Raw genomic sequence first — 13,632 nt, 5'->3', positions numbered from 1 at the left:
TGAAAAAAGCCGCGAACTTCGCGGCTTTTTTTGGTCTGGCGCTTTCTTCCGCTTACTTCGGCGCGTCGGCCAGGTTCTTCTTGAAGAACGCTTCGATGGTGCCGTACACGTGGCGCTGCCCCGGCCGCGATGAAATCCCGTGCTTGGCGCCCGGGTAGGTCATCAGGTCGAAGCGCACGTTGCGGTTGACCAGGCCATCGATCAGGCGCGTGGTGTTGGTGAACAGGACGTTATCGTCGGCCATGCCATGCACCAGCAGCAGCGGCGAGGTCAAGCCGTCCAGGTGCGCGAACACGCCGCTGGCCTTGTACGCGTCCGGCTGCCCTTTCGGCGTGCCACCCACGTAGCGCTCGGTGTAGTGGGTGTCGTACAGCGCCCAGTCGGTCACCGGCGCGACCGAGACCCCCATCGCGATCTTGTCGGATGCCGCCGCCAGCAGGCGCAGTGTCATGTAGCCGCCATAGCTCCAGCCAAATACGCCGATCCGTTTGGCGTCCACAAAACCCTGCTTGCCCAGCCAGTCGATCCCGGTCAGCTGATCCTCGACTTCGTGCTTGCCCAGGCCATTGTAGATCGCATCGGTGAAGGCGCGCTCGCGCCGGTACGAGCCGCGGTTATCGAGGCGGAATACCACGAAGCCCTGCTGCGCCATGTACTGGTCGAAGTAGTTGCCCCACTTGCGCGAGACGTGCTGCGAATGCGGCCCGCCATATGTCGACAGGTACACAGGATATTTTTTCGCGGCGCTGAAGTCCGACGGCTTGATCATCGAGTAGTACAAGGTCTGGCCGTCGTTGGCCTTGATGGTGCCGTATTCGGTGGCCAGGTGGTCGGCTTTGTATTTGGCATACGGGTGCGCCGCATTGAGCTCGTTCTGTTCGAGCCAGCCGACCATCGAACCGTCCGGCCGGCGGATCGAAATCTGCGGCGGGGTCGATGGGTCGGAGAAGGTGTCGACGAACACTTCGCCGTTGCGCGAGAACGCCGCTTCGTGCCAGCCGTCGCCCTTGGTGATGCGCACCGGCTTGTCGGCCCCGCTGCCGTCGAGCGCCAGGGCGTAGGTCTGCTTGTCGATCACCGCGTCGCGGTTCGAGGCGACGTACACGCGGCCGGCCTTTTCGTCCACCGCCAGCACATTGTCGATGCCCCATTCGCCGCCCGATACCGGGTGCAGCAGCTTGCCATCGAGGTCGTACAAATACAGGTGATTGCGCCCGCTGCGCTCGGACGCCCACAGGAAGGCGTTGCGCTTGGACAGGAAGCGCAGGTCGTCATGGATGCTGACCCAGGTTGTCGATGTTTCGGTGAGCAGGGTGCGTTGCGCCAGGGTGGCGGCATCGACCGAGATCAGGTCGAGGCGCTTCTGGTCGCGCGACTGCAGTTGGTACACCAGCTGCTTGCTGTTGGCGCTCCAGTCGGCGCGCACCAGGTACACGTCGCGGTTCGGACCCAGGTCGACCTTGCGCTGCGCGCCGCTGGCCGGCGAAACGATCATCAGCTCGACCAGCACGTTGGCATCGCCGGCTGCAGGGTAGCGCTGCTCGACGACGTCGGTGCGGTCGGCAAAAATCTCGAAGCGGCGCACCACCGGCACCGGCGACTCGTCGTAGCGTTTGTAGGCGATGGCCGAATCGTCCGGCGCCCAGTAGTAGCCGGTGCGCTGGCCCATTTCTTCCTGCGCCACGAATTCGGCTTCGCCGTTGAAGATGGTGCCGGCGCCGTCGGTGGTGAGCTGTTTTTCCGCGCCCGAGACCAGGTCGATCACGTACAGGTTCTGCTTGCGCACGAACGAGACATAGCGGCCCTTGGGCGAAATCTTCGGATCGGCCACATTGCCCGAGGCGACCTTGCGCGCGGCCTGCGGCTTGGCCGCGTCGACCAGGTACAAGTCGCCGCCGATCGGCACCAGCAGCTGCTTGCCGTCCGGCGACCAGCTGTAATTGAGGATGCCGCTCAAGCTGGCGGTGCGCGCGCGCTCGCGCCTGGCCTGTTCTTCGGGCGAGATGGTCTCGTTCGGAACCAGCAGTTTGGAGTCGACCAGGCGCTTCGAGGTCTTGTCCTTCATGTTGAATTCCCACAGGTCGAGCTGGAACTGGTTGTCCTGGCGGCCGCGCAGGTAGGTCACGCGCGCGCCGTCGGGCGACACGCGCAGGTTGCGCACGCCCGGTCCCGCCAGCGCCGGGTCGGCGTGGATGCGGTCCAGTGTCAGGCGTTCGGCGGATGCGGGAACGCTGGACAATGCGGCTAAAAAACAGAGCAGAAATCGCATGGATGTCTCGGGTAAGGTGGATGTGGAGAACTGAGGACAATACCAGAGTTCCGCACCCGTGGGCACCCCCGGGGCCGGCCCCGGTCGCACCCGCTCAGGCCTGCGCGCGGGTGCGCGAGAGGTGCTGTAAAGACCACGTGAGCAGCACCGCCGCCACGGTCAGGCCCAGTACCAGTCCGATCCAGAAACCGGCGGCGCCCATCGGCGCCGCCGGCGACCAGGCGAACCACCCTGGCGCGAGGCCAAGTACATACCCGAGCGGCATGGCGAAGCCCCAGAACGCGAGCAGCTGGATCTGCATCGGCTGGCGCGTGACCTTGTAGCCGCGGATGGCGCTCGAGGTGGCAACCTGGGTGGCGTCGGACAACTGGAACAGCGCCGCGAACAGCAGCAGGTGGGCGCACAGTTCCTGCACCGCCGGGTCGGACGTGTAGGCGCGCGCGATCTCCCAGCGGAATACGGCGATCAGCGCCGCCGACAGCAGCGCAAAGGCGAGCGACATGCCCACCCCAACCCAGGCCACGAAGCGCGCGCGCACCGCGTTGCCTTCGCCGAGCGCGTGGCCGACGCGGGTCATCAGGCCGATGCCGAAACTGAGCGGCACCATGAACACCAGCGACGAAAAATTGAGCGCGATCTGGCTGGCCGAGACCTGCACCACGCCAAAGCGCGCGATCATCAGGCTGACCGCGCCGAAGGCGCTCACTTCGGCCAGGTAGGTCACGCCGACCGGCAGGCCAAGGCGCAGCATGCTGCCGATTTCCCGCCAGTTGGGCCTTTCCCATTGCGTGAACGGGTAGGTCTGGCGGTAGGCCGGGGCGATGCGGATCCAGGCCAGCATGGCGCCGAGCATGAGCCACAGGCAGATCCCGGTGGCCACCGCGCAGCCAATCCCGCCCAGCTTGGGCATGCCCCAGTTCCCGAACACCAGCAGCCAGTTAACGAAGATGTTAAACAGCAGCCCGCACACGGCGATCACCATCACGGGCTTGGTCTGGTTGATGCTGGCGGTGTAGCCGTACAGCGCGCGGTAGCAGGCAAAGGCCGGCATGCCGATGCTGATCGCATGGACGAACATGGACGCATTGGCGGCGACGTCCGGCGTCAAGCCGATATGGTCGAACACGAGCGTCGACAGGTTGGCCGCCAGGCAGGCCACCAGGCCCACGCCAAGGCCCATCCACAGCCCCTGGCGCACCACGTGCGGAATGCGGCCGAACTGCCCGGCCCCGGTTTCGTGCGCGACCACGGTGTTAATCGCCATCATGGTGCCCATTACGGTCACCAGGATGATCGACCAGACCGACGCGCCGAGCGACACGGCGGCCAGTTCGCTGGCGCTGACGTGGCCCGTCATCGCCACGTCGGCCACGCCCATGCCCACGCTGGCCAGCTGGCCGACCAGCACGGGCCAGGACAGGCGCCACATGGCGGCAACTTCGGTTCGGATAGGGGCGGGCTGGGCGAGAATGGCGGACATGGGAGCGGCGCTGGAAGCAAACAGGGATTTTACCGGCTAATGGCGTGCAGGGTCGGCGGGTGTTGCTTTAACAAGAGCCGCGTAAAGACTTGTTACACATCTTCGTGCCTGGCCACTGGCGCCGCGGGCGCGGGATGGTCCACAATCGGGGCATCGCATATCGAGGACCATCCCATGCTCAAAACTCCCTTCGCACTCGCGCTGCTGCTCGGCGCCACCGCTTTTGCCCACGCCGGCGAACTGACCCTGTTTTCGCGCGATGGTTTCGATGGCCGCGAGATGACCTTGCGCGCCACCACCCCCAACCTGGTCGATACCGGCTTCAATGACCGCGCCTCGAGCATGATCGTGCGCTCGGGGCGCTGGGAGCTGTGCGAGGACGTCGGCTTCGAAGGACGCTGCGCGGTGTACGAGGAGGGCGAGTATCCGACCCTGGAGCGCTTCAACGACCGTATTTCGTCGGCGCGCGAGATCATGCCCGAACGCGGACATGGCGGCGCCCGCCCGCGTGACGGCAAGCGCGGGATGATTGCGCTGTTTTCGGAACGTGGCCTGGACGGCGACGCCAAGCGCCTGCGGCGCGCCGCCGACGATTTCGACGAGATCGATTTCAACGACAGCGCCGCCAGCGCCCAGGTCATCGAAGGCAACTGGCAGTTGTGCAGCGATGCCGGCTTTCGCGGTACCTGCCGCATCTTCGCGCCGGGCCGTTACGAGGACCTGGGACGCGGCCTGCGCGGGCGGGTGTCGTCGGCGCGCCTGGTCGACGATGACGGCGGCGGCCAGCGCGATGGCGATGTGGAGCTGTTTTCGTCCAGCGGCTTTTCGGGCCAGCGCCTGGTGCTGCGCGACGATACGCGCGACCTGACCGACGTCGGTTTCAACGACCGCGCCGACGCCCTGATCGTGCATCGCGGCCGCTGGGAGTTTTGCAAGCACGCCGATTTCGGCGGGCGCTGCATGACTTACGGGCCCGGCCGTTACGAGCGTCTCGGTCCTATGGGCAACATGATTTCGTCGGTGCGCCGCGTCCGGTAAACAGCTTGGTCAATCGCTTGGTAAATACACAAGGCAAGCGTGCGCTGCGTCCTTCGGCCGCGTTGTAGGATAATCAAAAACCGATCCTGGAGCGCCGCCCGTGGAATACAAGGACTACTACAAGACCCTCGGTATCGACAAAGGCGCCACCGCCGAGGACATCAAGAAGGCGTACCGCAAGCTGGTACGCAAATACCATCCCGACGTGAGCCGCGCGCCCGACGCCGAGCACATGACCAAGGAAGTGAACGAGGCTTACGGCGTGTTGGGCGACGCCGACAAGCGCGCCGCCTACGACGCGCTTGGCCGCACCCGCCGCGCCGGTGAGCAATTCCGCCCGCCGCCCGACTGGGGCTCCGGTGTCGATAACGGCGGCGCGGCCGGTTCCAGCGATTTCTTTTCCGAGCTGTTCGCCCACGTGGGCCGCCGTGGGCGTCCCGGCGCACAAGGCTTTCAGGCGCGCGGAGACGATATCCACGCGGCCATCGCCATCGACCTGAGCGACGCCTATCACGGCTCGACCCGCGCGGTGACCCTGCGCGTGCCCCAGCATGATGCGCAGGGCAGGGTGGTGACGCGCGAACGCACCGTCAATGTCAACCTTCCCAAGGGCGTGCTGCCGGGCCAGCAACTGCGCCTGGCGGGCCAGGGGCATCCGGGCAGCGGCGGCGCGGATGCGGGCGACCTGTTCCTGGAAATCCAGTTCCATCCCGCTCCGCGCTACCGGGTCGAGGGCCGCCACGTGTACACCAGCGTGCCGGTGGCGCCGTGGGAGGCCGCGCTCGGCGCCACCATCCATGTGCCGACGCCGTCCGGCCAGCTCGAGGTGATCGTGCCGGCCGGCTCGCAGACGGGGCGCAAACTCCGGCTCAAGGGACGCGGCATTCCGGGCAATCCGGCGGGCGACCTGTATCTCATTGTCGAGGTGGTGCTGCCGCCGGCCACCAGCGACCGGGCGCGCGAACTGTATCGCACCATGGCGCGCGAGATGGCGTTTAATCCGCGCGCGCAGGCGGGGGCCTAAGCGATGGAAACGATCACCATCGTGGGTGTGCTGCTCGACGACGCGGCGCTCGACCTGCACGAACTGGCGTACACCTGCGGCGTCGAACCTGACTGGGTGGTGCGCCATGTGTGCGACGGCTTGCTGGGCGCGGACGACATCATCGCCCTGGGCATCGACGAACCAGCCCGCGCGCTGTGGCGCTTTCGCAGCGGCGACTTGCAGCGCGCGCGGCGCCTGGTGAGCCTGGAGCGCGACCTGGACGCCAACGAAGAAATCGCCGCCCTCGTGCTCGACCTGGCCGACGAGGTGAGCCGGCTGCGCACGCGCTTGCGGGTGCTCGGCGCGCTATAGTGGGGGCCTCGAAAAACCGTAGCGAGCGGCTTCAGTTTCGCCCGAGAAGCGCAGCCGTACGAAGGTACGGTGAGCATCGCAGGGCGAAAATGACGCCGCGCAGTAGGTTTTTCGAGGTCCCCTCATGTCGAAGCGGGCGACACGGTTGCGCAAGGGCTTTTACACTCCTCCTTCGATATTAGCTATAAATTAATAGTGCAAAGGAGTTCACATGGAACAAAACAATGGCCAGGCCCTCAAGGGCAAACGCGTTGCGGTACTGATGACCGATGGCGTCGAGCAAATCGAATATACCTCGCCGCGTAGTTTCCTGGAAGAACACGGCGCGACGGTGACCTTGATTTCGCCCAAGGCCAAGGGTGACAAGGTGCAGGGCTTTAACCATGCCGACAAGGGCGACAGTTTCGAGGTCGAGCTGCACATTGCGCAAGCCTTGCCGCGCGAGTTCGACGCGCTGCTGTTGCCCGGTGGCGTCTCCAACCCGGACGCCTTGCGCCTCGACAAGGCGTCGATCGACTTCATCCGCGCCTTCGGCGCCGAAGAAAAGCCGATTGCCGCCATCTGCCACGGTCCCTGGACCCTGATCGACGCCGGCGTCGCCAAGGCGAAGCACATGACCAGCTGGCCGAGCCTGCAGAACGACCTGCGCAACGCCGGCGCCGAGTGGACCGATGAAGAAGTGGTCATCGACGGCCGCCTGATCACCAGCCGCAAGCCGGATGACTTGCCAGCTTTCAATAAAGCCATGCTCAAGCTGCTGTCAATTGATCCGGCCACGGCCGATCGCGGTCCTTCTTCCTGAGGCTGCACGTTTCAAACGACAAGGCCGTTGACGCATCAACGGCTTTGCGCGTCGCTGGCGGCGCTTGCCGAAACGCGCTCAGCGCTGACGCGCATGGCGCTTCGCGGCCGGCCGGCTCTGTTACGATGGTGTTTTTCTCATCGGCAACGTTCCACGAATGATTACCTTGATTGCCATGTCAGGCAGCCTGCGTCGGGACTCGGCCAATACGATGCTGCTGCGCGCCGCAGTCGCGCTGGCGCCCGCAGGCGTGCGGATTGTGCTGTACGAGGGCGTGGACCAGTTGCCGTTTTTCAATCCCGATATCGAGACCGCGCCGCCGCCAGTCGTGCGCGCGCTGCGTGGCTTGCTGAGCGCGGCCGATGGCGTCATCGTGGCCAGTCCGGAGTACGCGCATGGCGTGCCCGGTGCGTTCAAGAATGCGCTGGACTGGCTGGTTGGCTGCGCCGAGTTGGGCAGCAAGCCGGTGGCGCTGATCAATACGTCGGCGCGGGCGGTGCATGCGCATGCCGCGTTGGCGGAAATCCTCACGACGATGGGGTGGAAGGTGATTGCGGCGGCCTCACCGGTGATTGCGCTTGCCAACCGGGGATTCGATGCAGCGCACATCGCGGCCGATCCGGCGCTGGCCGGCCCGTTGCGGGCGGCCATCGCGGCGCTGGTTTGCGCCGCGCGGGCAGAGGTCGCGCCATGAGGGATTTCCAGTGTCCGCCAACTCACATGGCTGCGTGAACAGGGGCAAGATGGATAGCACAACAATCTTCGTCCATTCGGCCCGGGATTTTTGCCAGTGGGCCGAAGGCGATTTGCAGCCGGGCGAGGCGCAGGTGCCGATCGCCCGCCGTCACCTGGCGCGGCTGTATGCGCAAGCGCTCGATCTGCCGCAGCGCGATGGCGACTGGGGCGATGAGGCAGCGCAGGTGTCGCATGCCGCATGGCAATCGATGTTCGCGCGGTTCGGGGCGCTTCCGCTCAATTACCTATTCGCAGAGCGCCAATCTGGCCCGGAATCAGGGCCGCGTCCAGGGGCGCATTATGGCGCAAGCTGCTCCAGGATCGCATGGCCCGCTTTGATGCGGTCGGGAATCGGGTAACTTTTGTTCGCCAGGATCACGACGGCGATCTTCTTCGCCGGCACGAATGCCGCGTAGTTACCGAATCCGCCCGTCGAACCGGTCTTGTTGAACAGCGTCGGCGTGGAGGGCGCCTTGGGCGCGCTGATGCGCTTGGCCGCGTTCGCTTGCGTGATCATGCCGCGCGAGTTGCCGGCCTGTAGTTGCTTGAGGCTGACAGGCCAGGGATATTGCTCCCAGCCGAGCCCCTGCACCATCGGGCCCACCTTGAAGTAGCCGACATGGGTGCCTTGCACCGCGCGCCGCGCCGGCTCGTCCAGCTGGCCCGGTGCGATGTTGACCTGCATAAAGCGGATCATGTCGGCGCTGCTCGAATGCACGCCGTAGGCTGGCTTCGCCAGCACGCCCGGGTCCATCCGGCGCGCTTTCTGGTTCTCGTCGTAGCCCCACGCCTGGTTGGCCATGGCGCTCGATGGCACGTGCAGGTAGCTGCTGGTCAGGCCCAGTTGCGCGAACAGCTGTTTCATCGCATCGTCAAAATCGCTGCCCAAGGCCAGCGCGGTCACCTGCCCGAACAGGCCCAGGCTGGGGTTGGAGTAGCGGCGCTGCGTGCCGGGAGCCGCTTGTGCTTTCCATTGCTGGAAGTAGTCGGGCATCTGCGCGTCCTTTATGTCTTCTGGAAACTGCAGCGGCAAGCCGCCGGCGGTGTAGGTTCCCAGGTTGAGCACGCTCGCCTTGTCGATGTCGCTGCCTTTCAACTGCGCCATGTAGGCGCTCGGGTGCGCGTCCAGCGACAGTTTGCCGTTCGCCTGCGCGTACGAGGCCAGCGTTGCCGTCAGCGTCTTGCTGATGGAGCCCAGTTCGAACAGGGTCGCCTCGCTCACCGGGGTCTGGTCCTTGATCGAGGCCAGCCCGTAGTTGAAGAAATAGGCCTTGCCGCCCACCGTCACGGCCACCGCCATGCCCGGTACGTCATGCTCGGTCATGATGGGGCCGATGGCTTTGTCGACAATGGCGCGCAGGCGCACGCTGTCGTCGGCAGCCCGGCTGGACAGGGGCACGCAGCATGCCGCGATGAGGGCCAGGGCGATGTGGCTGGTAAATTTTTTCGGCGAAGTGGACACAGCGGTGCTTCCTTTTCTGATGGCGGTGGTCGATGCAAAGGGTGTTTACTGTTGGGCGGCTTCGGCGGCCAGCTTGCGTGCCAGCCTGTCGCGCGCAGCGTTGGCGTAGTCGCGGCAGGCGTTGCGGTCGATAAAGGCGGCGTTGCCCAGTGTCGGCTGTTGGGCCAGGCGCTCCCACAGCTCGCTCCCTTCTGGATGGGCCGAGACCAGCACATCGCAATCGAACGCGGCGACGGTGGCGATCGATTTTTCAAGCTCGGCGCGCGCTTGCGGGTAGGTCGTGCTGGCGCTGTAGCGAAACGGGCCGGCGCTGATCGCGTTCAGGCTGTCGGCATACACCATGGCGGCCGTCTTGCCGCCCTCGGACGAGCGCCAGGTCCAGCTGGTGCCGCCCTGCGCGTGGCCTGGCGTGTCGTGCGCGGTGACCGACAAGGGGCCGAGCTTGACGATGTCGCCATCCTTGACGGCGCGCGTGCTGGCCACGGTGGCCGTGGTCGGCGGCAGGTTGGTGTATTGCGGGTCGCCCTTGCTGGTGGCGCCGGTGCGCAGGACTTGCTCGCCGTGTACGCTGGCCAGCACGGTGGCGCCCGACAGGCGCTGCAGTTCGGCAATGCCACCGGCGTGGTCGAAGTGCTCGTGCGAATTGAGGATGTACTTCACGTCCCCGATCTTGAAGCCCAGCTGGCCGATGTGCCGCACGATCTGGACGGCTGACTCGGGACTGCCGCCGTCGATCAGGATGTGCCCGGCAGGGGAGGTAATCAGTACCGCGCTCAGGCCGCGCACGCCGACGTAGTAGGTGTTGCCGAAGAGGGCGAACGGTTCTTGCGGGTCGTTCCAGTCGGCGCCAAGCGCTGGCGTGAGCGGCAAGGCGGCCAGCAGCGTGGCAATGAGCAGGTGTTTCATGTTGTCTCCTTGGTGAGGTGGGTTTAGTTAAGTGCATCCAGGCGGGCGGGCAGGTCGCGCAGGAAGGCTTTTTTGGTCCTGGTGCCGGCCGCGTGCCCTTCCTGGCGTGGATCGAGCACCAGGCGCGCGAAGATCACGGTGCGGCCGTCCTTGCTTGCCCAGCCAACAAACCAGCCATATTCGTGCTTGGTGTCAGCTTGTCCAGCAACGGTGACTGGCGCCGAGGTGCCGGTTTTGCCGTGGATTTCCCAGCCGTTTTGCAGGTTGTCGAGCCTGGTGATGCGGGCGGTCATGTCGTACGCTGCCGGCGTCAGCCCGAGCTCGCGCTTGACCATTTTGCGCAGGAAGGCAACCTGTTCGACAGGTGAAATTGCCAGGGTCGAACTGATCCAGGAAAGCGGGAGGCCCTTGTCCTTGCCGGCCTCGCCCAGTACCTTGCGGTTACCGTAGTCGAAGCCATCGATATAGCGCTGGACTTGTGCCGCGCCAAGGTGGGATGTGACTTGCTGGGCGTACCACACGGTGGAATTGCGCATCCAGCTGGTCGGGTCGGTGCTGGCGCGCCAGGAATCGATCCAGTCGGCATAGCCCTCCTTGAACGCCAGTACCGGGGCGTGCTCGTCGCGCAAAAAGCCGCTGTCGTAGCCCATCAGGCTGACGACAATGTTGAAGGTCGACGCCGGCGTCACGCGCTCGTCGCACTGGCCTTCGTGTACCAGCCGCTGGCCGCTGGCGGCGTCGATCATTTCCGTGCAGCTCAGCAGGGCGGTTGGCGCGCTGGCGCTGGCCCGCGACAGCGATGCGTTCGGTACCGCATGCGGGGCGGCGTCGATGCGCCAGGCCAGCGCGGGCTGGAAGGCAAGGCTGCCCAGCACGATGCCTGCGAGGCTGGCAAGCGCGGCGCAACGTGCCCACGGGGTACGGGGGGTGCTGGCCGGTTCGCGGATCAGCGCGATGCGGGCCGCCACGCTGCGCTCGCTGACACCGCCGAAGGCCAGCGCTGTCGCCACCGTGTGGTGCTGCAGGCGCAGTTGCGCCACCAATGCCGCCGCGTAGGCCTTGCGCTGGACCTGGGGACGACCGCGCAACACGTCGCGGTCGCAGCCGAGTTCCTGCGCCCACGACAGGTTCACCCGCAGCAGCCGCATGAAGGGGTTGAACCAGAGCAGGGTCTGGAGCAGCACGCCGGCGCTCATCCATTGCAAGTCGTGCCGTCGCAAGTGGGTCAGTTCGTGGGCCACGATCAATTCCTGCTGCACCGGCGCCAGGCTGCGCAGGTGGCGCGGCAGCAGCAGGCGCGGCTTGATGAGGCCGAACAGCATGGGCGAGATGGGGGCGTCGACTTCGATCACGTCCGGCGTGCCTGCCGCTTGCGCGGGGCCGGCGAAGCCCTCGTGCGGGTGCCGGGCGTCCATGCGCGATCCGGTCGCGGCCAGGCCGTTGAGCATGCGCCGGGCATGCACCAGCTTGATGATCGAATAGCCCAGGCCGAGCAGGTAGACCAGCAGCCAGGCTTGCGCGCCGCTGGCAAGCCAGGGTTTGTCGTTCGCCTGGATGCCTGGCTTGGCCGGGTTGCTGGCCGCTGGCGCCGCTGTGGCCGTGGTGGCTGGGGTGGGCACGCTCGCTTGCGTGGCAGGCTCCAGGTCGATCTGCGGGATGATGCGCAGGCGTTCGCTATGCGGCAGCAAGATCACCAGGAAGGCCGCCACGATCGTGATCTGGCTCAGCAGCCACAGGGAGCGCTGCGCGGCGAAATCGGGGAGCTTGCGCCGGCACAGCGTGGTCACCGCCCACACGGCCAGGCCGGCGGCCAGGCAACCGCCGCTGGCCAGCAGGAAACGCGATATCAGCAAATCGGCCGGGCTCATTGCTCGTCACCGTTGTCGTCGGGCCAGTCGCTCAGCAGTTGCTCGAGCCGGGTCAGCTCGGCGTCATCGACGAGCTTGCTGCCGGTGAACATCGTGACCGGCAAGGGCGCGTCCATCTCCATCACGCGCTTGCCGAAGTCGTGCGCGAAGGAGGCGAGGGTGCCGATTTTTTCCAGCACGGCTTGGTAGACTTGCACGCCGTGCAGGGTGGATTGGATGATGGAACCTTTTTCCAGCATGCGTTCGAGGGTCTTGCGCGTCGAGGAGTACGACCAGCCAAGTTCGGCTTCGACCTGCTGGTGGATTTCGCGCGCGCTCAGGGGCTGTTGCCGCCACAGCGATTTGAGGACGATCAGTTCGGAGATGGAGGGGATGGCCATGGGACTCTTTATGTGTGCGACGAGTGCCACTATTATGTGACATATGTCGCACCAACGTCAAGCGCGATGATGCCGGCGTTTTCGCCACGCGTTGGCGCTGTACCAGATAGTGCTCGTCACGCTGCCTCGGCCCATGGCGACTGAGGAGTCGGTCGATGTGTTTATCCTGAAGTCGATCCGATGAGATACCTGCTGCTGATCCTGCTGGCTCTGGTGCTACTCACCTCCTGCGCCGGTGCGCCGCGGGTCATGCAAGAGGTCAAGGTTCCGGTCTACTGCCCATGCCTGACGGCGGCACCGGCCCGGCCGACGTTCGCCACGCGTGCGCTCGATCCCGGTGCCAGCGACGGCGAGAAGGTGCTGGCCTTGGCGCGCGACCACCTGGTGCATTTCAAGTATGAGGGGGAGCTCGAAGCCGTGATCGCGGGTGCTTGTGAGCGGCGATGGACCGCTGATCCTGGAGATGCACCGGATCGACGGCCCGGACAAGTCGCCCATGCAGATGATCAGCGCCGACCTGCTCGCGCATTACCAGCGCTGCGAGGCCGAGCTGATCGCGCGTTTTGCGTCGTTGCCGAGTTACAAGACGAGTTCGATTATATGTGCCCACATAGGAGTGCCAATAATTGCCAGTGCTTCAGGCGCATCATGGATGGGGGCGTCGTGTACCGCGCTTGGGTTTTCTTCGACGCTTGCATCGTTGTTGACGAATCTCATTAATGCAGCCCACTCGTTACGGTCCGATGCAGAGCCGCCAGGGGCAACGGCTAAGGGCATATTCTCGTCGTCTCCCTCGTCTCCGTCGCCGCCACCCTCACCGCCGTCACCACCACCATCACCACCGTCACCGCCGTCACCACCGCCGCCGTCACCATCGCCGCCGCCGTCGTCGTCATCATCATCACCCCCATCATCGTCAATGTCGGGAACAGGGGGATCGATCTGCGGTTGCTAGTCTGGCCCTTGCACTTCATTGCCCTGGTAATCATCTTTTACCCACGTGTAGCTGCCGTCGGGGTTGGTGCGGGTGTGCTGAGTTGGGTCATCGACGTGGATTGGCGCTATGCCCTTATGTGAATCGCGCACTGGCTCACGCAACTCGCTCGCGATATCCGCTTCTGTCTGACCCGCCAGCCTTTCAGCATCATTTCCCCATTTGTCATTTGGCTCGCGCTGATTCTGATACCGGTCATCATCAAGTGCATGCACCCCCCAATCTACCGGACTTAAGCCTGTCGATTTTTTTACGATTGAACGTCGAAATCGCTTGACAAGATGACCGCTTCGCGCGGCCGCCGCCCTGCACGCGAGGTTTTTTTTCGCGTGCAGGGCGGC

General features: G+C 65.2%; 15 protein-coding genes. 6 read left to right on the top strand and 9 right to left on the bottom strand.

Annotation, left to right across the window (positions count from 1 at the left end):
• Positions 1 to 52: 52 nt before the first annotated feature.
• Both F1735_RS16850 and F1735_RS16845 read right to left on the bottom strand, forming a co-directional pair.
• On the bottom strand, positions 53 to 2,269 hold the full coding sequence (locus F1735_RS16850) for a S9 family peptidase (RefSeq protein WP_167238004.1): 2,217 nt from the start codon (positions 2,267 to 2,269) through the stop codon (positions 53 to 55).
• 94 nt (positions 2,270 to 2,363) lie between these two features.
• Entirely contained in the window at positions 2,364 to 3,698 is a 1,335-nt protein-coding gene (locus tag F1735_RS16845; protein WP_167238003.1) for an MATE family efflux transporter, read from the bottom strand.
• A gap of 225 nt (positions 3,699 to 3,923) precedes the next feature.
• On the opposite strand from F1735_RS16845, the gene F1735_RS16840 reads away from it, so the two are divergent.
• The 5 genes from F1735_RS16840 to F1735_RS16820 all read left to right on the top strand — a co-directional run bounded on the left by F1735_RS16840 (position 3,924) and on the right by F1735_RS16820 (position 7,640).
• Entirely contained in the window at positions 3,924 to 4,787 is an 864-nt protein-coding gene (locus tag F1735_RS16840; RefSeq protein ID WP_167238002.1) for a beta/gamma crystallin-related protein, read from the top strand.
• Between the two features lie 100 nt (positions 4,788 to 4,887).
• Positions 4,888 to 5,811, top strand: coding sequence for a DnaJ C-terminal domain-containing protein (locus F1735_RS16835; RefSeq protein ID WP_167238001.1), 924 nt, complete (start codon positions 4,888 to 4,890; stop codon positions 5,809 to 5,811).
• 3 nt (positions 5,812 to 5,814) lie between these two features.
• Positions 5,815 to 6,144 carry a chaperone modulator CbpM gene (locus F1735_RS16830; protein WP_167238000.1) on the top strand — a complete coding sequence of 110 codons (330 nt, stop codon included), beginning with the start codon at positions 5,815 to 5,817 and terminating at the stop codon, positions 6,142 to 6,144.
• Between the two features lie 211 nt (positions 6,145 to 6,355).
• Positions 6,356 to 6,946, top strand: a complete 591-nt coding sequence (locus F1735_RS16825) for a type 1 glutamine amidotransferase domain-containing protein (RefSeq protein ID WP_167237999.1) — start codon at positions 6,356 to 6,358, stop codon at positions 6,944 to 6,946.
• 157 nt (positions 6,947 to 7,103) lie between these two features.
• A complete protein-coding gene (locus tag F1735_RS16820) occupies positions 7,104 to 7,640 on the top strand; it encodes an NADPH-dependent FMN reductase (RefSeq protein ID WP_167237998.1) in 537 nt (178 codons plus the stop codon).
• A 22-nt stretch (positions 7,641 to 7,662) separates the two neighbouring features.
• Here F1735_RS16820 and F1735_RS35715 read toward each other — a convergent pair whose 3' ends face one another.
• The 5 genes from F1735_RS35715 to F1735_RS16795 all read right to left on the bottom strand — a co-directional run bounded on the left by F1735_RS35715 (position 7,663) and on the right by F1735_RS16795 (position 12,297).
• Positions 7,663 to 7,875 (bottom strand): hypothetical protein, encoded by a 213-nt coding sequence (locus F1735_RS35715; protein ID WP_222853005.1) that lies wholly within the window; start codon positions 7,873 to 7,875, stop codon positions 7,663 to 7,665.
• A gap of 104 nt (positions 7,876 to 7,979) precedes the next feature.
• On the bottom strand, positions 7,980 to 9,110 hold the full coding sequence (gene ampC / locus F1735_RS16810; RefSeq protein WP_373888538.1) for a class C beta-lactamase: 1,131 nt from the start codon (positions 9,108 to 9,110) through the stop codon (positions 7,980 to 7,982).
• A gap of 78 nt (positions 9,111 to 9,188) precedes the next feature.
• Positions 9,189 to 10,049, bottom strand: coding sequence for a subclass B3 metallo-beta-lactamase (gene bla / locus F1735_RS16805; RefSeq protein ID WP_167237996.1), 861 nt, complete (start codon positions 10,047 to 10,049; stop codon positions 9,189 to 9,191).
• 23 nt (positions 10,050 to 10,072) lie between these two features.
• The gene (gene blaOXA, locus F1735_RS16800; protein WP_167237995.1) at positions 10,073 to 11,917 is read right to left on the bottom strand and encodes a class D beta-lactamase; all 1,845 of its coding nucleotides are present in this window, start codon (positions 11,915 to 11,917) and stop codon (positions 10,073 to 10,075) included.
• On the bottom strand, positions 11,914 to 12,297 hold the full coding sequence (locus F1735_RS16795; RefSeq protein ID WP_187364277.1) for a BlaI/MecI/CopY family transcriptional regulator: 384 nt from the start codon (positions 12,295 to 12,297) through the stop codon (positions 11,914 to 11,916). Before F1735_RS16795 ends, blaOXA begins: the two co-directional genes overlap by 4 nt.
• A 180-nt stretch (positions 12,298 to 12,477) precedes the next feature.
• Between F1735_RS16795 and F1735_RS35520 the strand changes: the two genes are divergently transcribed.
• On the top strand, positions 12,478 to 13,017 hold the full coding sequence (locus F1735_RS35520; RefSeq protein WP_187364276.1) for a hypothetical protein: 540 nt from the start codon (positions 12,478 to 12,480) through the stop codon (positions 13,015 to 13,017).
• 47 nt (positions 13,018 to 13,064) lie between these two features.
• On the opposite strand, the gene F1735_RS16785 is transcribed toward F1735_RS35520, so the two are convergent.
• Together F1735_RS16785 and F1735_RS16780 are read right to left on the bottom strand one after the other, a co-directional pair.
• Positions 13,065 to 13,217 carry a hypothetical protein gene (locus F1735_RS16785; protein ID WP_167237994.1) on the bottom strand — a complete coding sequence of 51 codons (153 nt, stop codon included), beginning with the start codon at positions 13,215 to 13,217 and terminating at the stop codon, positions 13,065 to 13,067.
• A 31-nt stretch (positions 13,218 to 13,248) separates the two neighbouring features.
• Positions 13,249 to 13,632: hypothetical protein (locus F1735_RS16780; RefSeq protein ID WP_167237993.1), on the bottom strand; the 384-nt coding region annotated here is incomplete at its 5' end.

This window comes from Massilia genomosp. 1 (assembly GCF_011682185.1).
Lineage (GTDB): Bacteria > Pseudomonadota > Gammaproteobacteria > Burkholderiales > Burkholderiaceae_D > Telluria_A > Telluria_A rubra.
The sequence above is the reverse complement of the archived record's forward strand: the minus strand, read 5'-3'. Positions and strand labels throughout refer to the sequence as shown.